Origin of the sequence: Elusimicrobium sp. An273, assembly GCF_002159705.1 — a bacterium.
Classification (GTDB): Bacteria; Elusimicrobiota; Elusimicrobia; order Elusimicrobiales; family Elusimicrobiaceae; genus Avelusimicrobium; species Avelusimicrobium gallicola.
The window spans coordinates 418859-441350 of record NZ_NFJD01000001.1; the positions used below are offsets into that span (position 1 = coordinate 418859).

Annotated in this window: 21 protein-coding genes and 1 tRNA gene; 16 read left to right on the forward strand and 6 right to left on the reverse strand. The window is 51.4% G+C overall.

Annotated features, from left to right (window positions below; genetic code table 11):
• Positions 1 to 104: 104 nt before the first annotated feature.
• The 3 genes from B5F75_RS01945 to B5F75_RS01955 all read left to right on the forward strand — a co-directional run bounded on the left by B5F75_RS01945 (position 105) and on the right by B5F75_RS01955 (position 4859).
• Positions 105 to 3203 carry an autotransporter outer membrane beta-barrel domain-containing protein gene (locus B5F75_RS01945; protein WP_087287112.1) on the forward strand — a complete coding sequence of 1033 codons (3099 nt, stop codon included), beginning with the start codon at positions 105 to 107 and terminating at the stop codon, positions 3201 to 3203.
• Between the two features lie 98 nt (positions 3204 to 3301).
• Positions 3302 to 3377, forward strand: a tRNA-Ala gene (locus tag B5F75_RS01950).
• A gap of 126 nt (positions 3378 to 3503) precedes the next feature.
• Positions 3504 to 4859 carry a glycosyltransferase family 39 protein gene (locus B5F75_RS01955; RefSeq protein ID WP_158093745.1) on the forward strand — a complete coding sequence of 452 codons (1356 nt, stop codon included), beginning with the start codon at positions 3504 to 3506 and terminating at the stop codon, positions 4857 to 4859.
• A 15-nt stretch (positions 4860 to 4874) separates the two neighbouring features.
• Here the strand turns inward: B5F75_RS01955 and B5F75_RS01960 are convergent, their stop codons facing one another.
• Together B5F75_RS01960 and smc are read right to left on the reverse strand one after the other, a co-directional pair.
• Positions 4875 to 5612, reverse strand: coding sequence for a metallophosphoesterase family protein (locus B5F75_RS01960; RefSeq protein WP_087287118.1), 738 nt, complete (start codon positions 5610 to 5612; stop codon positions 4875 to 4877).
• Positions 5612 to 9091, reverse strand: a complete 3480-nt coding sequence (gene smc, locus B5F75_RS01965; protein ID WP_087287121.1) for a chromosome segregation protein SMC — start codon at positions 9089 to 9091, stop codon at positions 5612 to 5614. Before smc ends, B5F75_RS01960 begins: the two co-directional genes overlap by 1 nt.
• A gap of 211 nt (positions 9092 to 9302) precedes the next feature.
• On the opposite strand from smc, the gene B5F75_RS01970 reads away from it, so the two are divergent.
• The 11 genes from B5F75_RS01970 to lepA all read left to right on the forward strand — a co-directional run bounded on the left by B5F75_RS01970 (position 9303) and on the right by lepA (position 18597).
• The gene (locus B5F75_RS01970) at positions 9303 to 9527 is read left to right on the forward strand and encodes a hypothetical protein (RefSeq protein WP_087287124.1); all 225 of its coding nucleotides are present in this window, start codon (positions 9303 to 9305) and stop codon (positions 9525 to 9527) included.
• Between the two features lie 549 nt (positions 9528 to 10076).
• Positions 10077 to 10628: a ribosome hibernation-promoting factor, HPF/YfiA family gene (gene hpf / locus B5F75_RS01975; protein ID WP_087287127.1), complete on the forward strand. Its 552-nt coding sequence runs from the start codon at positions 10077 to 10079 to the stop codon at positions 10626 to 10628.
• Between the two features lie 17 nt (positions 10629 to 10645).
• The gene (gene hprK, locus B5F75_RS01980; protein ID WP_158093746.1) at positions 10646 to 11596 is read left to right on the forward strand and encodes an HPr(Ser) kinase/phosphatase; all 951 of its coding nucleotides are present in this window, start codon (positions 10646 to 10648) and stop codon (positions 11594 to 11596) included.
• Complete coding sequence (gene rapZ / locus B5F75_RS01985; RefSeq protein WP_087287133.1) at positions 11583 to 12440, forward strand: RNase adapter RapZ; 858 nt, start codon at positions 11583 to 11585, stop codon at positions 12438 to 12440. The genes hprK and rapZ overlap by 14 nt, the downstream gene beginning before the upstream one ends.
• 2 nt (positions 12441 to 12442) lie before the next feature.
• Positions 12443 to 12850 carry a PTS sugar transporter subunit IIA gene (locus tag B5F75_RS01990; RefSeq protein ID WP_087287135.1) on the forward strand — a complete coding sequence of 136 codons (408 nt, stop codon included), beginning with the start codon at positions 12443 to 12445 and terminating at the stop codon, positions 12848 to 12850.
• The gene (locus B5F75_RS01995) at positions 12850 to 13317 is read left to right on the forward strand and encodes a PTS sugar transporter subunit IIB (protein WP_087287138.1); all 468 of its coding nucleotides are present in this window, start codon (positions 12850 to 12852) and stop codon (positions 13315 to 13317) included. Before B5F75_RS01990 ends, B5F75_RS01995 begins: the two co-directional genes overlap by 1 nt.
• Positions 13314 to 13922, forward strand: a complete 609-nt coding sequence (locus B5F75_RS02000; protein ID WP_087287141.1) for a PTS sugar transporter subunit IIC — start codon at positions 13314 to 13316, stop codon at positions 13920 to 13922. The genes B5F75_RS01995 and B5F75_RS02000 overlap by 4 nt, the downstream gene beginning before the upstream one ends.
• A gap of 3 nt (positions 13923 to 13925) precedes the next feature.
• The gene (locus B5F75_RS02005) at positions 13926 to 14747 is read left to right on the forward strand and encodes a PTS system mannose/fructose/sorbose family transporter subunit IID (protein ID WP_087287144.1); all 822 of its coding nucleotides are present in this window, start codon (positions 13926 to 13928) and stop codon (positions 14745 to 14747) included.
• An 8-nt stretch (positions 14748 to 14755) separates the two neighbouring features.
• Entirely contained in the window at positions 14756 to 15025 is a 270-nt protein-coding gene (locus B5F75_RS02010) for an HPr family phosphocarrier protein (RefSeq protein WP_087287147.1), read from the forward strand.
• Positions 15012 to 16781, forward strand: a complete 1770-nt coding sequence (gene ptsP, locus B5F75_RS02015) for a phosphoenolpyruvate--protein phosphotransferase (protein WP_087287150.1) — start codon at positions 15012 to 15014, stop codon at positions 16779 to 16781. Before B5F75_RS02010 ends, ptsP begins: the two co-directional genes overlap by 14 nt.
• Positions 16768 to 18597 (forward strand): translation elongation factor 4, encoded by a 1830-nt coding sequence (gene lepA / locus B5F75_RS02020; RefSeq protein ID WP_087287152.1) that lies wholly within the window; start codon positions 16768 to 16770, stop codon positions 18595 to 18597. The genes ptsP and lepA overlap by 14 nt, the downstream gene beginning before the upstream one ends.
• A 31-nt stretch (positions 18598 to 18628) precedes the next feature.
• Here the strand turns inward: lepA and B5F75_RS07665 are convergent, their stop codons facing one another.
• Positions 18629 to 19195, reverse strand: coding sequence for a pilin (locus tag B5F75_RS07665; protein WP_275531901.1), 567 nt, complete (start codon positions 19193 to 19195; stop codon positions 18629 to 18631).
• A gap of 131 nt (positions 19196 to 19326) precedes the next feature.
• Positions 19327 to 19812, reverse strand: a complete 486-nt coding sequence (locus B5F75_RS07525) for a type IV pilin protein (RefSeq protein WP_239406341.1) — start codon at positions 19810 to 19812, stop codon at positions 19327 to 19329.
• A gap of 96 nt (positions 19813 to 19908) precedes the next feature.
• Between B5F75_RS07525 and B5F75_RS02035 the strand changes: the two genes are divergently transcribed.
• Positions 19909 to 20781 carry a bifunctional 5,10-methylenetetrahydrofolate dehydrogenase/5,10-methenyltetrahydrofolate cyclohydrolase gene (locus B5F75_RS02035; RefSeq protein ID WP_087287156.1) on the forward strand — a complete coding sequence of 291 codons (873 nt, stop codon included), beginning with the start codon at positions 19909 to 19911 and terminating at the stop codon, positions 20779 to 20781.
• Entirely contained in the window at positions 20778 to 21197 is a 420-nt protein-coding gene (locus B5F75_RS02040) for a hypothetical protein (RefSeq protein ID WP_087287159.1), read from the forward strand. The genes B5F75_RS02035 and B5F75_RS02040 overlap by 4 nt, the downstream gene beginning before the upstream one ends.
• A gap of 41 nt (positions 21198 to 21238) precedes the next feature.
• On the opposite strand, the gene B5F75_RS02045 is transcribed toward B5F75_RS02040, so the two are convergent.
• Together B5F75_RS02045 and mscL are read right to left on the reverse strand one after the other, a co-directional pair.
• Complete coding sequence (locus B5F75_RS02045) at positions 21239 to 21943, reverse strand: glycerophosphodiester phosphodiesterase (RefSeq protein WP_087287161.1); 705 nt, start codon at positions 21941 to 21943, stop codon at positions 21239 to 21241.
• A 93-nt stretch (positions 21944 to 22036) separates the two neighbouring features.
• Positions 22037 to 22483 (reverse strand): large conductance mechanosensitive channel protein MscL, encoded by a 447-nt coding sequence (gene mscL, locus B5F75_RS02050; RefSeq protein WP_087287582.1) that lies wholly within the window; start codon positions 22481 to 22483, stop codon positions 22037 to 22039.
• Positions 22484 to 22492 lie beyond the last annotated feature (9 nt).

Sequence of the window (22492 nt, forward strand, 5' to 3'; positions counted from 1 at the left end):
GGCCCTTTTTCTCCTCGCAAATCACGCTTAAATAAGGCTTTCTTTTTATCTTAAATTCTGTATAATAGAAATATATTGCTTTTTTAATTCAAACCGGAGGACAAATGAAGAATTTGACTGCAGGACTCATCCTTGCGTTTTGTTTCGCTTCTGCGGCAAACGCCCAAACCTGGAAGCCGATTGAAACGGCGGGCCCGGTGGAAGGGGAAACTGTAACGATTAACAAGCCTCTTACCCAAGAAGCTACCAATATGATGATTGCTGGCGGCGCTTCGATGAACGCCACTGCCACCAACAACACGCTAAACATTTCCACGGACATCGCCGAAACGAATACCACGGTTCCGGAAGGACAATATAACCACTATATCGCCGGCGGGGCTGTTTATAATAACACGGCCGATGGAAACACCGTCAACATCTCCGGGGCAAACATTTCCGGCCGTGCGGTGGCCGGCGGGTTGGCCCGCACCAACCGCGCAGATGCGGTGGATGCCGAAAAATGGAATACGGGCAACGCCACCAACAATACGGTTAATATCACGGGCGCAACCATTAACGTAAATCCCCAAACGGCGGACAGCGTATTTGACATGGAAGGAGATCCTGTGGCCGTAGCCGGCGGGGCTTCTCAGTTTTTTATCGGCAACGCCTCGGGCAACACCGTAAACATTACAGACTCTGCGATTACCGGCGGGGTAGTGGGAGGGCTTTCCTACGTCAAAACCTCGCAGGAAGAAGTGGACAACCACCCCGACATTACGGCCGACCGCAACAACAATAACAATACCGTCAATCTGACCGGATCTACCGTGACGGGAGACATTTACGGCTCCTTGGGCGGTGTAACCGGCAATTACAATACGGTGATCTTAAACAAAACCACCGTGAACGGAAGCGCCTTTGCCGCCAAAAGCGGTTTTTCCCTCTACGACGGAGAACAATCCGTAGGAACCTTTGACTACAACCGCTTGGATTTATTAAACGGCTCCCGCGTTCAATCTGCCGCGGCAGTTTCGGCCGCCAACAACAACGCCAGCCACAACATCATGAACATCCAAGATTCCACCGTTGCCGACGGTACCTTGTACACCGTCAAAATGATTCACGGCCAGGAAGACAATTCTTCCACTATCGGCGGAACGACGGATTACAACACCTTAACCATTACCAACACGCCTATGACGGCCTACGAAATCGGCGGGGCGGTAAACTTTACGGGGAACCCGAGCCATAACACGGTTTCTATCTCCGGTTCCGACTTGACGCTTACTTATAACGGAAATGACACCTTAGGCGGCGTAATGAATATCCAGTCGTTAACCAGCCAAGAACTTTTAGGCACCAAAACGTCTCTGGACAACCCCATTTCGCCAGTACTGAATACTTCCCACGGGTACATCTTGGGTGGGGCTACGTCCGACTACACCAGCCAAACCAATACCGAACCGACCGAAGAAGCGCCGGAAGAATTTATCTTGGGTTTTGGCTCCGCCGCGGACAACAACACCATCTCGCTGCAAAACGGCACGATTAACGCCAATGTAATGGGCGGGTTTGCTTCGTACGTACGGGAAGTAAACTACACTACCCAGCAAACGGATGAAAAGGGACGCGTGACGGAAAAAGTGGAAGTAAGCAAAACCGGACTGACGACCACGACCACCACTACTTCCTACACCTATAACGAAGAAACCGGCGAAGTAACCACGCAAACCTCCACCGATACCGACACGGCCGAACAGATTGACGACAAATTCAGTGCCTCCGGCAACACCATTATGCTGACGGACGTTACCGTAAACGGCAACGTATACGGCGGCTATGTGGACGGAGCCGAACTGAAACAAGAAAATATGCTGGCGCAAAACAATACGGTTGTATTAGCCGGCAATACGCAAGTAAACGGCACGGTATACGGCGGATCTAACCCCTATTATGCCAACACCAACAAGCTGGTCTTCAGCCATATCGCCAACGGAAATAATTTCGTTTCCTTCGATATGAACAACTTCAAGAATTTCAACCCGATGACGTCCATCTACGGGGATTTTGACACCCGCCTTGAATTTACCGGCGGCGATGTACATGCGCAAATGACCTTGGCTTCCAGCGCTATGAAAGAAACGGACGCCACCGTCATCATCCGCACCCCCGGCGACATTCTGGACGGCTACGGCCCGGTGGAATGCAACGGAGACCCCAACTGCATTAAATATACCTCCGACGTTGCTTTAACCAACAACAAACTGGGCGCCTATTCTTTTACGCTGACTCCGGATTTGCAGGGCAACGTTTTGGAATGGACGCTCGCCAGCCGCAAAGACAAAGCGAACGTGGAAATGTACGGGCAGCTGCCGTTAGTCGGGTTGGCTCTCGTAAGCGAAGGGCCGGAAATGCTCAACCAAACCATGAATGATATTTGGCAGAGCGATACGGATCAAAACTCCTTTGTAAACGCTGCGTACCACCACACCCGCTACAAAACGGGCAGCGGCTTTGATTTGGATTCCTCGGTTGTTCATGCCGGTGCGTGGAAAAAATTCACGGACGACTGGGTATTGGGCTTCTTTGCCAAGTACGCAGGCGGCTCGTATGACACCTTCCCGATTAAAGTTTCCGGCGACGCCAATGCCGCGGGCGGCGGTTTGATGACGTCTCTTCGCTACAGCGAAACCGGCCGCTTGGAAATCAGCGCCGAAGCCGGCTATATGGATATAGACTTCAATTCCAGCGAACTGCTCTCCTCTTTCAGCAGCAAAGGCCTCTACTACGGCGCCACCGCCGGCTTTGTGGAAAACTTGCTGCCGGACTTGGACTTGTTTGCCAACATCCAGTGGCTGCGCAAAGAAAAAGACGACATGACCGACAACTTGAATCAAAAAATTGAATTTGATTCGATGCAAAGCTTGGCCTTGCGCTTTGGAGCGGACTATACGTTCACTTCCGTAGATTTGGGCGGCTTGACCCCGGCGTTGGGCGTAAGCGGCCTCTATGAAATGGACGGCGAATCTACCGTAGCGGTAGACGGGATGACCAACAGCGACGCCTCGCTTAAAGGCATGAGCGGCCGCGGCGAATTCTCCCTGATTTACCACAACAACGACACTTTCCTGCCGCTGCACACGGTGCTGACGCTGTACGGTCAGGTGGGCAAACGGGAAGGCTTCGGCGGAGAAGTGAACATCTCGTTTGAATTCTAACCGATCTTAAGAAAAGGCCCGCAAGGGCCTTTTCTTTTGGGTTTCATTTTAGTTGCACTTTTGCATAAAAACTGTTATAATAATTAGGTAGTAAATAAGGGCCTGTAGCTCAGCTGGGAGAGCGCCTGCATGGCATGCAGGAGGTCGCAAGTTCGATCCTTGTCAGGTCCACCATTTTTTATTTTACCCCGCTTTTGGCGGGGTTTTTTATTGCCGTTTTTCAGTCCATTTCTTCCGCGGCCTGCGCCACAAACCCACAAACATTTTTCGCATGCGTCTTTAATTTCATACAATAACCGTATGGCTTTTTATAAAGACAAAGTGTTTCGGCTTTTATTCGTCCTTTTGGCACTGTTTAAAGCGGCGGCCCTTTTGTATGCGGCGTTTTGGAACCCGCTGGGAGAAGCGGTACTGGCGTTTCCCGATTCGATTACGTATGTTTACCCCGCGCAAACGTGGCTGCAATACGGTGCCATGTGGGAGGCCGTCTCGGCCACGCCCATGCTCTTGCGCACGCCAGGGTATCCTTTCTTTTTGGCGCTCATCGGTTTTTTTACCGGTAATTTAACCTGGGCCGTGGCCATTGCGCAAAATTTCCTTTCGCTGTTTCTTTTAATCCCGGTTTATTTAACGGCACGCCGTTTGGCCGGGCTGCCGGCCGCACGCTGGGCCACATTTTTCTGCACGGTAAGCGTATTGTATTTTTCCCTGTCTTTTGCCGTACTGAGCGAAACGCTGTGCGTGTTTTTATTGGCTTGGTTTGTATTTTTTACGGTACGCTTTTTACAGGCCCCCCGCGCTGTAGATTTAGCGGCGGCGGCGTTGTTTTTGGCAGCGGCCGTTTACGTACGCCCGGCCGTATATTATTTTATGTTTGCGGCGGCCGTCATGCTGGTATGTTTCCAAGCGGGGAAACTCGTTCGCTTTCCGCTGCATAAAATAATTGTGTTTTTTATACTGCCGCTTATCCTCTTAATAGGGGCCTGGCAGCTGCGCAACCGCCTGCAAACGGGTTTTGGCGGTTTTACGTCAGTAGGGGCCTACAACCTGTATATGTGGAACGAAGATTATCTGGCGCACAAAATGGGCTTATCCGTGCCGCAGGCGCACGACGCGCTGGAGCGCGCCCTGCCCGCCGGATTTAGCCAACTGCCCGCCCAAGAACAAGTGCGTATTTATAAATCGTGGGCGCGGCCGCTGATTCAGGAAAGCTTTTTTTATAAACTTTCCCGCGCACCGCTTTGGGCGCTAAAAACGCTGTTTGGCGCCAACTTTGTACACCTCTCGCGCTTGGCCTGGGGCGGACGCACGCCGCAAGCCTTGCTGGAAGGAGAGATGTTAAACCACACCGAAGCGGTGCATACGCGCTGGCTGGAAAAATTTTCCGACAAGCTGTTGTTTGCGGCCGCCGCCGGGCAAGTGGCGCTGACGGTACTTTTGGGAATCATCGGCTTTTGGGTTTTGTGGCAAAAAGAAAAAACAAGCGCTTTCTTTTTAGGCGTCTATTGCCTGTATTTCTGGGCGATTGGATCCACTTTTTTTGGGGCTTACGCCCGTTTTCGGGCGCCTTTTGAATTTGTGCTGTGCATTGCCGCCGGAGCGGCGGCCGCGGCGTTATGGCAGCGGTTTAACCCGCGCCAAAGGCCGCTTCCTTAACGGGGAATCTCCCGTTTATAACCCCAGCGAAAGACTGTCTATTAGAAAAGAGGGATATTTCTGCTTGGCCATTTTTTCCTGCGTGATGCGCAAGTCGTAGGGCTGGCGGATAAAACGGAAGGTTTTGGCCTCCGTATCCCAAATGCCAAAAGAGGCGTGAGGATTATTATCCCGCGGTTTGCCCACCGCCCCGGGATTGATAACGTAGCGGTTTTTGTCATTGAGCCGGACGAGCGCGTCCTCTTTGCGGTTTAAATAAATGGCGCACGCGCGGGGAGAGCCTTTCATGTAAAAAGGCAAATGCGTATGCCCCACCCAGCACACCTGTCCTTCCCACAAGTCAAAACACGCCCGAAACTGCGAACAGCTGGAGAAGTATTCTTTAATCGGATCGGCCGGGGTGCCGTGTACGGCGGTAAAATTGTCCCCGTGCCGGACGGTGGGAAGAGCGGACAGAAAGCGGATGGATTTTTCGCTTAGTTGTTTTTTATTGGCGTCCAACGCCACCTTGGCGTCGTAATTAAAAAGCGACTCCAATTCCGGCTGCACAAACACCGCATCGTGATTGCCCAGCACGCAGGCCAGCAAATTTAATTGGGAAATTTTGCGCACGCACGCCTCGGGATCCGGCCCGTAGCCGATGATGTCGCCGCAGTAAATAAAGTGGCTTACGCCTTCTTTTTGGTAGCGTTCCAGGCACGCGTCCAGCGCTTCCAAATTACTGTGTACATCCGAAAACACGCCAACCAGCATTATGCCTCCGCCAACGCTTCAATGGCTTCTTTCTTCTTGATGTCTTCCGGATTGGAACGGTCGGCCAGGTTGACCGACAACACTTTCGAAACGCCGCTTTCTTCCATGGTAATGCCGTAGAGCATCCGTGCGGCTTCCATGGTGCGTTTGTTGTGGGTTACCACAATAAACTGAGTGGTTTTGGAAAACTCTTTAATCAGGTTGACGTAGCGTTCCACGTTGGCTTCGTCCAAGGCGGCGTCCGCCTCGTCCATAATGCAGAACGGGGACGGGTTGTGCGTAAAGAACGCAAAGAGCAAAGACATGGCCGTAAGCGTTTTTTCGCCGCCGGACATAGAAGAGATATTTAAGAGTTTTTTACCCGGAGGCTGGGCATAAATTTCAATGCCGGTTTCCAGCAGATTTTCCGGCTGGGTAAGCACCAAGTCGCACTCCCCTCCGCGGAAAAGCGTTTGATAAATGTTCTTAAAGTGCGTGCGCACCTGTTCAAACGTATATTTAAAGTTTTCGCGCGTGGTTTGGTTGATTTTGTTGATGGCGGATTTTAAATCTTTTTTGGCGCCGTCCAAGTCCGCCATTTGGGTGCGAAGGAACGTGTTGCGCTCGGTCAGCGCGTCGTATTCTTCCGGCGCGGTCATATTGACGGCTCCCATATTTTCAATGCGTTTGCGCATCATTTTCACGCGTTCGTAATCCACGGTTTTGTCGCCGTAATTCATTTGCGCTTCTTCCGGCGTGATGTTCCAGCTTTCAAACAAATTGTTGGTAACCGTGGTGCGCTGGCGGCGGGCGTTGGCAAGGGCGTTTTCCAAATCGTTCTTTTTAATGGCCAACTCCGACGATTCTTTTTTGCAGGCGTTTAACGCGGCGGTTTTATCGCTGTATTCTTTTTTAAGGGCTTCCAAATCCGCGCGCATTTTATGCTCGTCCACTTCCAATTTGGCCAGCGTGTCGCGCTCGGCCGACAGTTTGGCCTGGGTGGAAAGTTTTTCTTCCGCTAGGCTTTTTAAACGCAAATTGGAAGACGCTATTTTTTCGTTGCGTTTGCCTTCGTTTTCCGTCAGGCTGTTAAATTCGTATTCCGTGGATTTTAAATCCAGTTCCACGTTGTTCTTTTTGATTTTTACTTCATACAGCCGCGCGTTGAGCGTGCCGATTTCCGATTTGATTTTTTCGGACTGTTCCCGCAGCTGGGCCTGTTTGGCTTTCAGTTCTTCCCCTTGCTTGGTTAATTGGGCTTGACTGTTTTTTAATTCTTCCAAATTCTGTTTTAAGGTTTCTGCATTTTTCTTGCGTCCTTCCACGCGCAGGGTAATTTCCTGCTTGCGTTGGGCGGCCCGCTGCAGCGCGTCTTGCACGGAGCGGAGTTCCTGCTCTTTATTGGCCCGCTCGTTCTGCACGACGTTCAGCGCCACCACCGCTTCCTGCGATTTGGCGCGCAAATTTTTCAGCGTTTCGTCTGCACGGGTAAGGGCGTCATAGTTGGAAATAATTTCTTTTGAAACCGCGTCTTCTTCGGCGGCTTTTGCTTCCATCTCGCCGCGGACGGTTTCTTCCTCCCCCCAGTAAGCTTCCGGCGCGCGCACGTCCGCCGCGCCGCCGCTTACAAAAAATCCGCCCGTTACGGTTCCGCTCTCATACGAGTACCCGCCGATAATAAAATTGATTAAATCTTCCAATTCCGAAGCGTACGAGAGCTGTTTTTTCAAGGTTCCCGTTTCGGCGGCCGCCGTTTGAGGTACGTGTGAAAGCACAATAAACTTGGCGCGCGCCTTGCCGTGCTGTTTCAGCACGCTTAGCGCCTGCTGCAAGGCATTGTCGTCTTGGCACAAAACGGCGTCCAAGTATTTGCCAAACGCTTCTTCCACCGCTACCGCCAAAGATGCCGGATATTTAAGCGCTTTGCGAAGCGTGCCTTTTACGCCCGGCAGTCCGCTTTGCGCCACCGCTTTTGCGCCCACCCAGTAGGGGTCGTTTTTGCCTTGGGTTTGAATCATCTCCAGCTTGGCGGCCAGCGCCGCGCGGGCCGCTTTAACGGCGGAAAGTTTTTCATTTAACGCCGCGCGCTGGGTTTGCAGTTTGCGCAGGTCTTCTTCTCCTGCCGAAATGGCACCGCGGGCTTGATCGGCCTCGGCCTGTTTGGCGGCGGCGCGGGCGGAGATTTCTTCCAGCGTGCGGGTAATCTGCTCCGCGCGGGCTGTTTGTTCCTGGCTGGTCTTTTCGGCGGTAATCAAATCCTCGTTTTCGCGCTGGGCGGAAGATTCTTCCAGAGAAATGCGGTTGGAAACTTCCATTTGTTTGCGCACCAAGGCCATCAGGTCGCCCGAAATGCGCTGGGATTGCGCTTCGGTATTGCGCAGGTCGGTTTCCAGCTGTTGGGAAGATGCCACCTGCTTATTATATTGTTCCTGCAAGGGGGCCAGCTCCGCCGAAACGGCGGCCAATTGTTCTTTGAGTTTGGCAATGGCCGGCGCCAATTCCTGCAGGCGGCTTTGCCCGCGCTGGGCTTCGGCGCCCGACGCGGCGATTTGAGCCGTCAGTTCGGCGGTTAAATTGCCGCAGTTTGTAATGGCCCCTTCCAACAGGCCCACCTGATATTTGCTGGCGGAAATTTTTTCGTTAAATTCGGCCGCCTCTTTTTGTTTATGCGTTAAATTTAAATCCAAGGCCGCGGCCGCGCCTTCCTGTGCGGAAATGCGCGCTTCCAAATCTTCCAGTTTGCGCAGCACCGGTTCCAATTCGCCCGTATGCTTGGCGATTAGTCCGTCCGCCTCTTTAATGGAGCAAACCGAAATGGCGATTTCGCTTTCTTTCAGTTCCTCGCGGTAGCGCTGGTACAGGCGCGCTTTGCGGGCCTCGCTGTCGAGCTTTTTAATTTGTTCTTCAATCAAGGCCACCGTATCGGACAAACGGGCCAAATCCAAATCCACCCGCTCCAAACGCTTGATGCATTCTTCGCGTTTGGCCTTATATTTGGAAACGCCGGCCACTTCTTCAAACATTTCGCGGCGCTGTTCCGGCGAAGCGGAAAGAACGCTTTCCACGCCGCCCTGGTCGATAATGGCGTATCCTTCCCCACCGATGCCCGTGTCCAAAAACAAATCGCGTATATCGCGCAGGCGGCACTGTACTTTATTTAAATAGTACTCGCTTTCGCCGGAGCGGAAAATTTTGCGCGTAACGGTAATTTCGTTAAAATCAAGCGGCAGCTGGCGGGAGGCGTTGTCAAACACCATGCTGACTTGCGCCATATTCAGGGGAGCGCGCTTTGCCGTGCCGTTAAAAATAATATCTACCATGGAAGAGGAGCGCAGGGACTTCCAGCTCATTTCGCCAATGGCCCAGCGGACGGAATCAATCACGTTGGATTTGCCGCAGCCGTTCGGCCCGACTACGCAGGTAATGCCGGGTTCAAAATCCAGGCGGGATTTGTCGGCAAAAGATTTAAAACCAATAATTTCAATAGCTTTTAAGTACATAGCGTCCCCTTAGGCAGATATATTTTGATTATACCATTTCCCTATACAAGATAGGGCAAAAGCCCGCCCCCTGCGGTTCGCTTTTTATCCTACGCGTACGGAATAATTTTTCTCCGAGGGCATCCCGACGAAAAAAATTCCTTGCAAATAACTGAAAATTTTATTAGACTTTTTCGGTAAGACTGTTTTCCTTAAAAGGAGGATTATCCACATGGCAGAAAAAGTACTCAAAGTTGGAATGGACCGCGAAGACGGCTTCCTCTACTACATTGACAAAGACGGCGACATCGCCCGCGTGCAAATGGCCAGAGGCGGCAAAAAAGGCGGCAAACCGAAAAAAGTAGAAAAATGCGGTATCAAAAAAGAAAAAGGATATCTGTACTTCTTGGACAAGAAGGGCGATATTTCCAGAGCTAAAATGGTAAACGCTAAATAAAAGGATTTAAACACCCCGCGCATGTGCGGGGTGTTTTCTCAAACGCGGTATCCGCGCGCACACGTTTTTTTGCGCGGACTAACCGTCCGACGCAAAGGGGCGCATCTCGCATTGTACGACATCACGCAGTGCCTCAGCGTTTTGCGCCTCTTTTTATATTTCTAATTTCACTTCTCTTCCGGCAGTTCCCCAGGCGGGGGTTGAATTTTCTACAATCGCGCCTACAATTACTATATCCGACGTATCCGGAGGCGCATCAAATAATTCTTCATTTTCAGCACAGCGGTTTCCCGCTGGCAGCAACGGGCGCAACGGCGCCTGCTGGCTGCATCCGTTTTCTGTTCCGCGCCGGGCGGACTTAGTACACCTTTTGTGTTTGCCGGCGCAACTGCCCCACAGGGTTTGGCATCCGGTTGATCAGGCCGGCAACGCCGTTTCAACACCGGTTTCCCGTACGCGCCCGCGCGCGGGTTTCATTGACAGGGGGCCTGATTAATGGTTTAATAACTCTACGGGGGATTCTCTCGCAATTACTTATACGGAGGAATTATGGATATTAAAATTACGGCCAAAAACATCAAATTGACTCCGGCCATCAAAGAATTTATCAATACGCGCGTGGGAAAAGTAGAAAACTTTTTTGACAATATCGTTTCCGCGCAGGTGCTGATCTCGGTAGAAAAGAAAATCAATCAGCGCGCCGAAATTATTTTGCACACCGGCGCCAAAACCACCATCAGCGCCAGCGCCGTGGAAAGCAACCTGTATAAAGCCATCGACGCCGCGGCCGTAAAAGCCGAAGCGCAGGCCAAAAAAATTAAAAACAAAGCCAAAGCCCGCAAAGTAAGCAAAAAATCCGTCAAGGAAGCCGACATCAACCCGTTTGCCGAACACGTGCTTTTGCCGCAGACCGACGTAAAGTTCTCCGTCATCAAGCAGGTGGAAGTCTCGCCGATGAACCCGGAAGACGCCGCCTACGAAATGGAACGCCTGGGATACTCCTTCTGGATGTTCCTGGACGAAGATTCCAAGCAAATCAACCTGATTTTCAAACGCTTGGACGGCACCTACGGTTTAATTAAACCGATTAAAAAGAAATAAGCCGTACGGGGGAAGTTTTGGAATTTACCAAATCTATCACCGTTGCAGAACTGCTCCAGGTTAAGCGCCTTAACCTGGAGCTGGTCTGCGGGAAAAGATACATCCACCGCGAAATTACGCTGGGCAGCGTAAACCGGCCCGGCCTGGCCTTGTGCGGGCATTTGGACAGTTTCCGCGCCAATTCCGTACAGGTGTTTGGCCGCGGGGAACATGCGTTTTGCGTCAAAGAAAACAAATCCCGCCTGCGCGCCAACGTGGAAAAAATGCTGGTGGAAGGGAAAGTGCCCTGCGTGATTATGGCGGCGGGGCTGGATCCGCTGCCGGCCATTCGCAAAGCGTGTTTAAGCTCGGACGTACCGGTATTAAAAACGGATATGGAATCCTCCGCTTTTGTGGCGGAGTTTACCCGCTTTTTAGATGAGAAACTCTCCCCGGTTACGCATATGCACGGAGTGCTGGTGGACGTAAGCGGAACGGGCGTATTAATCCGCGGGGATGCGGGCATCGGCAAAAGCGAATGCGCGCTGGAACTGATTAAACGCGGCCATATTTTAGTGGCCGATGACGTAGTGGAAGTGCAAAAGCGGTTTGGCCGTTTTTTGGTCGGCTCCTGCCCGACGATGCTGAAACATTATATGGAAGTAAGGGGGCTGGGCATTTTGGACGTGCCGCTTCTGTTTGGCGTAGGCTCTACGCTAGACGAAACCAACATTGATATGGAAGTGGTGCTTACCTCGCCCAACAAGCAGCCCATCGACCGGCTGGGAGTGGAGCAAAAAACGACTAACATTTTGGGAATTGAAATTCCTTCGCTGGGTCTGCCCGTTACACCGGGACGCAACCTGGCGGTGCTGATTGAAGTGGCGTCTTTAAACCAACAGCTCAAAAGCCAAGGTATTTTTTCCGCCAAAGAATTCAGCCAAAAAATCTTAGACAAAATGAAAAAGGGAACCAATGGCAGACAATAAACGCCGTATTTTTATCATTACCGGGCTAAGCGGAGCCGGCAAATCCCAAGCGCTGAAAATTTTCGGCGACTTCGGTTTTTACTGCGTGGACAATTTGCCGCTGGCCTTGTTTAAAAACTTTACCGACTACATCAAACAAAGCGGCGAGCGCAAAGACATCGCCCTGGGTATCGACGTACGCGAAGGCGGGCGCCTCAAAGACATGCCCAAAATTTTGAACTCCATGGTGGCGGACGACTTTATTGTAAGAGTCATCTTTTTAGACGCGTCGGAAGAGTGCCTTATCCGGCGTTTTTCCGAAACCAAACACCGCCACCCCATTCACAAAAAACTGGCGGCCGCCATTGCCCACGAACGCGAAGTCATGAGCCCGATCCGCACCATGGCGGACAAGGTAATTGACACGTCGGACTTAAAGCTGGGGGAACTGAAGGAAAAACTTTCCGCCCTGCTGGGCCTTACGCGCGACGGCGATATGCAGATTTCCGTCGTGTCCTTCGGCTTTAAAAACGGCATTTTAAAAGACTGCGACATCGTCATGGACGTACGTTTTTTGCCCAACCCTTTCTACATCCCCGAACTGCGGGACAAAACCGGGTTGGACAAAGAAGTACAAAATTATATTATGTCGTTTAAGGAGACGCAGGAATTTGCCGAAAAATTTGCGGACTTGATTAAATATTTGATACCCAAATATATAAAGGAAGGCAAAAGCTACCTGACCATTGCCATGGGCTGCACCGGCGGCAAGCACCGCAGCGTGTTTATGGCGCACGAGCTGGCCCAACGCTTGGCAAAAGCCGGGCTGAATGCAACCGAATTTCACAGGGATATAGGACTTTAATTATGGTAAAAATTATTTTAGTTACGCACGGGCACCTCGCCCAAGAAATGCAGGAAACAGCGGCGCAAATCATCGGCAAACCGGCCGATGAAAGCTTGGCCGCGTTTTCCGTAACGGCCGCCGCCTCGGTGGAAAAAGAAGCGGCCAAATTGCATGATTTGCTCCGCACCTGCGAAGAAGGCGCCGTTATTCTGACCGATATTTTTGGCGGAAGCGCCACCAATATCTCGCTCACCGCCAGCAAAGACTTGCCCAAATGCCACGTGATTACCGGCCTGAATTTGAGCATGCTGCTCACGGCCATTAACAACCGCAAGAAACTTTCGGCCAAAGAATTGGCGGAAAAAATTGAAGCCGACGGCAAACGGGCCGTAATCAATGCAACGGAACTTTTGATAAAGGGGCTTTAATGCCGATTATTTTTGCGCGCGTAGACGACCGCTTGATTCACGGGCAGATTGTGCAGGCTTGGCTGCCGGAACTGAATGTGGACGAAATTTTGATCCCCTGTACCAAGGGAAAAGAATCGTGCCTCAACCGCGGCCTGCTGCGCCTGAGCCTGCCGTATGAATACGAGCTGACCATCTTAAACTCGCACGACTGCGCGCGCTATGCGGCCCAGTCCAAGCGGCGCATTTTTTTGTTGATGAGCTCTTTGCAGGAATTTACCGACCTGATAGAAGACGGGCTGCAAATCAAATCCCTCAATATCGGCGGCATGCATTTTAAAGAAGGCGCGCAAAAATTGGACGAAAACGTCTTTTTAGACGATAAAGACAAACATTTTTTAAAATTAATCCGGGATTTGGGCATTAATATCGAAACCCGCGCCGTACCCAATTCCCAATCCATATCGGTAAACGAGGCTATTTCATGATGACGCCGGAAGTTTTTATGCTGTGCGTGCTGGCCGCGCTTTTGGAGCTGGATACCACCTATGCTTTCCAGCTTACGTTCTCGCGCGGAATTATTGCCGCGCCGCTGATGTCGCTTCTGACGGGGGACATCATGGCCGGCATTCAGGTAGGCGTGTTTACGGAACTGATTTTTGCAGATATCAACCCGCTGGGCGGAATTCTCCCCCCCAGCGCGGTGGTATGCTCGGCGGTGTCGCTTGCGCTGCACGCTTTGGGGATTGATCTGTATTTCGCTTTCTTCTTTGGCGTCGGCGGGGCCATTTTATTTTCGCTCGCTGAAAAACTCATGCGCAAAAACCGCTTTAAATGGCTGGTCTTTTGGGAACAGAAAATTACCAAAACTCCGTCCGCCGTCAACCGGACGGTGGCCTTGGCGCTGGCCACGTCGTTTTTAATGAATTTTATTCTCATTTTTATTTTTACGTGGATCTGCGGTAAGCTGATGCTGTGGTTGCTGCCGTATATCCCGGTGAAGGCGCAGTTTGCGTGCAAGTTTGCGTATATGGCCGTCCCGTGGATCGGGCTGGCCACGCTGGTGCCCGCGTTCCGCCTCAAAACAAGGTAACGTATGAAATTTTCCATGCGGCTGAATATGTTTTTGCGTTCGTTTTTCCTGCAGACGGGCTGGAACTTTATGAAATTCCAGAACCTGGGATTAACGTTTGTGATGATGCCGTTTTTAAAGCAATTGTACAAGGACGACCAAGACGCGCTTCCGTCCGTCCTGCAGCGATACCTAGAAAATTTCAACACGCAGCCGGTCATGGCGTCCTTCTGTTTCGGCGCGCTGGCCAAGCAGGAAGAGGCCGTAGCCCGGGCCGAATCGTTGACCAAATTTAAAGAAAAAGTAACCGAGTGGGCCAGCATCAAAAAAAGCCTCTCCATTACCACCGCCTCCATTGGAGACCGCTTGTTCTGGGGCACGCTTAAACCGCTGACGCTTTTAATGGCGCTGTTTATTTGGCTGATGCTGGGCGTCAATTTCTTTGAAATTGATTTGCCCCAAAATACCCCTCTTTTGTATGCCTTTTGCGCCGGAGGCGCGGCCTTTTTTGCTTTTAACGCAGTGGCCTTGTTTGTAAAATGGCAGGGCCTCAAAATCAGTTACAACGCAGACGAAAACAGTTGTTTCGGCCTAACCCGTTTTGACTGGAACAAAACCATCTACAACGCCAAACGCATCGGCATTGTGCTGGCGGTGGGGATGATTTTGTTCGGTATTTACCACTATTTAAAAGATTTTGAAGAAGTAGACGTTCATTTTGTTACACGCGCGGTCATCGTGCTGTTTTTCGTGATGATCAGCTTTGTAACCCGTAAACTTCGCATACCGAACATGTACTTGTATTTAGCGGCCGTAGTGGTGTTCAACCTGGTCTGCTATTTATAGGGGGATATGTGATACAGCAAGACATTCAAATCACCAATCGCTTAGGGCTGCACGCACGCCCGGCCGCTTCCATTGCGCAAACGGCCGCGAAGTTTGCGTGCGATATTAAGCTGACGAAAGACCATGTAACGGTAAACGCCAAAAGCATTATGGGGGTAATGATGCTGGCGGCGGAGTTTGGCTCGCACGTACAGTTAACGACGGACGGCTCGGACGAAAAAGAAGCGTTTGAAGCCATTAAAAAACTGTTTGACGATAAATTTAATGAAGAATTCTAATCAGGAGCACAGCATGTTGGTGTTAAAAGGCGTGGCCGCCAGCCCGGGCGTAGCCATCGGGCCGGCCGTACTGCTGCCGGGGGAAAGCTTTGCCGTTACCCGGCAATACATTGAAGCCGGGGAAGTAAAGGCCGAACTGCAAAAAATAAGCACCGCCATGCAAAAAACCCTGGCGGAGCTGGACGCCTGCGAACAGAAAGTGCTTTCCACCCTGGGAACGGAATACGCCAACCTGATGTCCACCCATAAACTGATTTTGCAAGACCCGTCGCTCAAAGAGTCGGTTGCCAAAAAAATCCGCACGGAACACCTGTCGGCCCAAGCGGCTATTTTTCTTACCTTGCAGGAACTGGCGGCCAGCTTTGATAAAATTGAAGATCCCTTTTTTAAAGAACGCCGCAACGATATTTTTGACGTCGGCAAGCGTCTGGTCAACAATTTGGAAGGCGACAAGCGGGAATTTCTGGCCTCTATTACCAAGCCTTCTTTGCTGGTGGCGCACAACTTATACCCGTCCGACACCATCAACCTGCAGGAAAATCAGGTCATCGGTTTCTGCACGGATGTTGGCGGCAAAACCAGCCATACGGCGCTTTTGGCACAAAGCTTAAACATTCCGGCGGTGGTGGGGCTTTCCACCGCATCCAAGGACGTTAAATCCGGCGATACGCTGATTATTGACGGGGAGAACGGCCTGCTGGTCATTAATCCGGACAAATACACCTTGGCCAATTACCGCAAAATTCAGAAAGAAATCAAAAAGACCGAAGCCCTGCTTAAAACCATCAACCACCTGCCGGTCATTACCGAAGACGGGCACGCCGTGAAGCTGTTTGTCAATTACGACCCCCGCACCGACAACAAAGAAAACAAACGCTTAATTACGGACGGGCTGGGCCTCTTGCGCACCGAATTTTTGTATATGAACACGCCGCACCCGCCCACGGAAGAAGAACAATACCAAGTTTATCTGTCCGTCGCCAAACGCTTTGACATGCGCCCGGTAACCATCCGCCTGGCGGACTTGGGGGCCGACAAACTGCCCGATTTCCCGCTGGACGAGTTTGACCAGGACGCCAACCCCTTTATGGGGTGCCGCGGCATCCGGCTGTTTCTAAAAAATCCGGATTTAATGTTCACGCAGCTGCGGGCGATCATCCGCATGTCCTGCGAAGTGCCGGCACAGGTAAAAATTATGGTGCCGATGATTTCGTCCGTGGAGGAAGTGCGCCACGTGCGAAACGCGTTTGAACAAGTATTAAAAGAATTTGAAGCCAAAGGCAAAAAACCCGTCAACCGGGTGGGATTGGGCGCGATGATTGAAGTGCCGGCGGCGGCCATTGCGCTGGACGGAATGATCCAGCTGCTGGATTTTATTTCCATTGGCACCAATGACTTGATACAATATTTAGTAGCGGTGGACCGCGTCAACCAAGAAGTGGCCCATATGTACGACCCCTGCCACCCGGCAGTCGGGCGCACCATTAACCAAATCATTCAAACCGCCCACAAACGCGGGCGCAAAGTAAGCATCTGCGGGGAAATCGCCTCCGACTCTAAAATGCTGCCGCTTTTGCTGGGGCTGAATGTAGACGCGCTGTCCGTTACGCCGCGTATGTATTTACGCGTCAAAAACAATATCCGCAATTTAAATTTTGAAAATTGTTCCGACTTGGCCCAAGCCGCCCTTTTAATGGGCAGTTCGGAAGAAATCCGGAACCTGATAGAGCAGAACGATAAAAATGAAGATTCGTAATTTTTCCATTGTCGCCCACATTGACCACGGCAAGACCACCCTTTCCGACCGTATTTTGGAAGACACCGGCACCGTTCCCAAGCGCAAAATGCAAGCCCAGCTGTTAGACGGCATGGACTTGGAGCGCGAACGCGGCATTACCATCAAAGCCAAAGCGGTGCGCATTCAGTACAAAGACTATATTTTAAACCTGATTGACACCCCCGGCCATGTGGATTTTTCGTATGAAGTGGCCCGCTCGCTCCGCGCGTGCGAAGGCGTGCTGCTGTTGGTGGACGCGTCGCAAGGGGTGGAAGCGCAAACGGTGGCCCACGCGCATTTGGCCCAAAGCCTGGGGCTTAAAATTATCCCGGTAATGAACAAGGTGGATTTGTCGCAGGCGGATGCGGACGCTTCGGAAGAACAGCTGTGGGATATTTTAAAAGAGCCCATAGAGGCCGAGCGCGTCAGCGCCAAAACCGGCATGGGCATTGAACATTTGCTGGATCGTATCATCACCGATATCCCCGCCCCGCAGGGCGACCCCAATGCCCCTCTGCGCGCGCTTATTTTTGATTCTTACTACGACCCCTTCCGCGGCGTCATTATGTACATCCGCCTGGTGGACGGCTCCGTTAAACCGGGGCAGATGATTCAGTTTATGTCCTCGGGCGCGTCGTACAAAACCGAAGAAATCGGCTTTATGACGCCCAAACAGCTGCACAAAACCGACTCGCTTTCCGCCGGAGAAGTGGGCTATTTGGTGGCCGGCATTAAAGACATTCACCAAGTAAAAGTGGGAGACACGATTACCCTGGCCGAACGCCCGGCCGAAAAAGCCCTGCCCGGATACGCCGAGGCCAAGCCGGTGGTGTTTGCCAGTATTTTCCCAGTGGAAACGACCGATTTTCCGTTGCTTCGCAAGGCGTTGGAAAAATTAAATCTCTCGGACTCGTCTTTTCATTACCAAAGCGAAACTTCCAAGGCGTTGGGCTTTGGCTTTCGCTTGGGGTTTATGGGCATTTTGCACATTGAAATCGTAAAAGAACGGTTGGAGCGGGAATTTAACCTCTCGCTGATTGCCACCAGCCCCAACGTGGTTTATCACGTAAAATTTACCCCGCGCAAATCCCACCCGCAGGAACTGGCCGCCTTGCCCGACGCCCCGGACGATCCCGGCTACAAGATTATTGATAACCCGGCCAATTTCCCGCCCCACGGCGATATTATTGACATCAAAGAGCCCGTCATCCACATCACCATCGTTACGCCGGTGGAATTTATGGACGGCGTGATGACGCTTTTAAAAGAAAAACGCGGCACGTTTATGAGTATGGATCACTTGTCCAACCAACGCGTGATTATTAAATACGAAATGCCGATGGGCGAAATGGTCATTGATTTCTACAACAAATTAAAATCCGTTTCCAAAGGATACGCTTCGTTTGATTACGAAGTGGCGGGTTTTAGAAGCTCGGACGTGGTGCTGATGGAAATTTTGCTGCACGGCACGCCGGTGGATGCCTTGTCCGTAGTGGTACACAAAGACAAAGCCCAAACCATGGGCCGCGCGTTGTGCGCCAAATTAAAAGAGCTGATCGGCCGCCAGCAATTTGAAGTGGCGGTGCAGGCGGCGGTAAACGGAAAAGTCATCGCGCGCGAAACCATTCCCGCCTTCAGAAAAGACGTCATTGCCAAATGCTACGGCGGAGACATCACCCGCAAACGCAAATTGCTGGAAAAACAAAAAGAAGGTAAAAAGCGAATGAAAGCCATCGGCAGTTTGAACATTCCGCAGGAAGCGTTTGTGGCCATGCTTAAGATTGACGAAGAATAACAAAAACCCCGGGCGAACCCGGGGTTTTTAGTTAATCGGGGAAAGGGAACCTTTCTGCAGAGCCCCACCCGCCGGCAGATTCCTTGCGGCCTGTGATGCGTTTGCAAAAATCCAAGGCAAACGAGCTGCTTCGGGTGGCGCGGCATTCCTGGGCGCCCGTTGAAAAAGTGATGTTGTACCAAATTCCGTCTTTTTCCAGCCAACACAGCATGCCGGAAGGATCCCAATTTTCTACATCACTGCCCACGGAAGTCGTCATCGTGCACGTAATGCGTTTACCTACATTGCGCACGCCGTACACCGTTCCGCCGCCGGACGTATAACTGGGATGAGCCTCAAACGAAGGCGGGAAATTGATATCCAGCGCAAATAAATCCGCCGAATACTTGCCGTTGGCCATTTTGTATACTTGCTGTCCTTTTCGAATATCGTTTGCCAAAGAAAGCATTTCCATATACTTCGCTTTTGCAACCGCATACTGGTATTGCGGCAAAGCCACCGCCGCCAAAATACCGATAATTAACACGACCACCAACAGCTCTATAAGCGTAAATCCGGGTTTTTGTTTGAAAAGAGACGTTTGATAAATTTTGTCCATACGCAAAATTTATCAAAAAAACGAATCAAGCCCTTTGGCAAAAAGGTTTTTATGCGCCTCTCCCCGAATGACGTTGCCATAAAAAACCCGGCCAAGCCGGGTTTGAAAGGTTGTGTTTGGGAAGGCAAACGCTAGTCGGTTACAAAATCAAACGTGCGGCACAGCTCCGCGCACTTGGGGTGGGTGCCTTCGCACTCAATCTCGCCGGGCCGGGTGGAGTGATCCAGCCAGAGCTTAATTAAACAGCCGTTGGTGGCGCCGCTGTCGCAGTCTTTCCCAATGCCGCCCGCCACGACCCATTTGTCTTGGGTGGTGCCATACAAATTATCCAGGCAAGTTCCATTGTTATAATCTTCCTGCCCAACGGCCGAGTTGGAGCGCAAATCCCCCTTGGGAACGGTAATATCCAGCACGTTCAAATCATCGGTGTATGTCCCGTTGGCAAGAAAAAAAGATTCCTGCGCCGTCTTCAGGCTTTTTAAAATAGGCCACATGCTGCTCATGCGGCTTTTTAAGACGGCTTTTTCATACTGCGGCATGGCCACCGCCGCCAAAATGCCGATAATTAACACAACCACCAACAGCTCTATTAACGTAAAACCCTGTTTCGTTTGCATACAGAACTCCTTGTCTTAAATATACCAAAAAAAGAAATTGCCTTCCAATGACGCGGCATTCCGCAAGGCGGGGCTTTATTTGCTAAAATAATACATATGATTTTAGAAGGACGCACCTTGGCCGCCCAAATCCGCGAATCCCTGCCCCGCAGGGCCGAGGCCGTTTGTCAAAAATTGGGCCGCCCCATTAAGCTGTGCGCCATCGGATCTACGGAAGATTACGGCGCTTACGTTTATCTTAAAAAAGAAGTGGAAGCCGCACGGAAGCTGGGCGTAGAAACACAGGTGTTTGAAATTAACAACCAAACGCCCGCGGCCGAATTTTTGGCGTTGGTGGAAAAATTATCCGCAGACGACAAAACCGACGCCATTTTAATCCCGCGCCCGCTGCCCGACCATTTGGCCGCCACCGACTTTGCAGACCGCCTGGCCCCGCAAAAAGATATTGACGGGATGTCCAACATCAATACGGGCAATTTGTTTCTGTGCAAAACTTGGCCGGAAATTCAGGCCTTAAAAGGCTTTGTGGCGTGCACGGCCATGGCCGTCATTCGGCTGCTGACGTATCATCACGTTGCGCTGGAAGGGGCGGAAGCGGCCGTTATCGGCCGGTCTATTACGGTAGGGCGCCCGCTGGCCCACTTGCTGACCTGCCAAAACGCCACCGTGAAAATTTGTCACACCAAAACCGATTTGCCCCGCGCCCTAAAAGACGCGGATTTGGTCTGCTCCGCCGCCGGCACACCCGGCCTGATTGAGGCGGACTGGCTGCGCCCCGGAACGACGGTGGTGGATATTTCCACCAACTGGCACAACGACAGCCTCTGCGGCGACGCCGACCCGGAAAAATTGCAGGCGCGAGGCATTTCCTACTCGCCCGTTCCCGGCGGAGTGGGGCCTGTAACGCTTGCAGTCCTGCTGGAAAACATTATACTATCTGGTGAAAGGAAACTTAAGGAGAACAAATGAAAATATTTTCCCTGCTTTTGGCTTTTGTCTTGTGCGCGGGCTTCTTGACCGCGTGCAACACTAACGAAAAAAGAAAAGAAAAATACAACCGCAAAATTTATCTGACGGAAGAAGACTATATGGAAGATTTGTCTAAGGACGCCGTCAGAGAGCGCCGCGAAACGCCGCCCAACGTGGAGTCCGAATATATTTTTAACGTCGGCCCGGAAGAACAGCGCAACATTTATTTCTTTGACGAACGCCAACAGCCCAAAGTGCCCGGCCAACCCAGCGAAGCGGATTACAAGAAAGAAAAACGCCTCTGGAAAAAACCCAAACGCTACACGCCCGAACAATACTACGGCATGCAGGGCACGGCCGACGCCGCGGCGGAAGACACCTCTTCCGAAACAAGCTACTCCGGCTACGACTATTAGTTTTAGTCTGTTTAAAAAGCCCCGCTTCTAAGCGGGGCTTTTTAATGCTCGGAAACAAACAAATCAATATAATCCGTAAAAATGCCGTCCGCGCCTTCCTGCTGCAGCCGCTTGGCCAGCGAAATGTCGTTTACGGTATAGAGATACGTCTTTAACCCGTTTTGGTGGCACTCCTCCGCGGTGGCCGGGCTAAAGCGGGTGTAGTTTAAGTGAACGCTTTCCGCTTGCAGGTCTAACGCTTTGGAAACGTCAAAAGAACGCGTTAACAGACCGATACGCGCGTTTTTGTTCAGTTTGCGGATACGGAGCAGGGTGTCGTAATCAAAGCTGGAAAACAGCGTTTTAGACAATAATTCGGCATATTCGCCCGCTAACAGTTTCAGCAGTTTTTCTTCCAGTCCCGGGTAGCAGTTGGCGTCATTTTTAAGCTCTATGTTCAGCAGCTCCAGCCCCGGCGCCACCACGGGCAACACTTCCTGCAGCAGCGGGATAAAAGCCGGCGCACCGTCAAAACGGTTTTGCAACGCACAGCGGCGCAGCTGCGCCCAAGGGAGTTCGCCTATTTTTGCGTCTTTCCCGGCCGTCGCCAACAGCGAATAATCGTGATGAACGACCAGCTGACCGTCTTGCGTCAGGTGGACGTCCAGTTCATAACAGCTCGCCCCCAGCCTGCGTGCCAGCCGAAAAGCTTCCAGCGTATTTTGAACGCGCCGGGCAGAAGCCCCGCGGTGTGCAAAGTAAATCATATCTCCAGTGTAAAAAAATTGCCGTTTTTTAGCAAGACAGCATGTTATTTAAAAAGAGCGGGGGTTTCCCGCTCTTTTGGTGTTCCCGCAAAATTATTTTAATTCCGACGTACAATGCGGGCAGCGCACCGCTTCCAGCGGGATTTCCGTACAGCAGTACGGGCAGGATTTGGTAGTCGGGGCGGCGTCTTCTTTGCGTTTGTTAATTTTGTTCATGGCTTTGACCAGCGCAAAGATACAAGCGGCCACAATTAAAAAGCTGATAATGGAATTTAAAAAATTGCCGATATTAATGGTGGTGGCGCCGGCTGATTGGGCGGCGGTTAACGATTCATACGGGCCGGGCGTAGTGTCGCCTTGTTTAAGGACGATAAACCAATTGGAAAAATTTACTTTCCCCATCAGCAGGCCCAGCGGCGGCATCATCACGTCCGCCACCATGGAGTTGACGATCTTCGTAAACGCCCCGCCGATGATGATACCTACAGCCATATCCAGCACATTGCCGCGCATCACAAAATTTTTAAATTCATTGTAAATGTTTTTAAA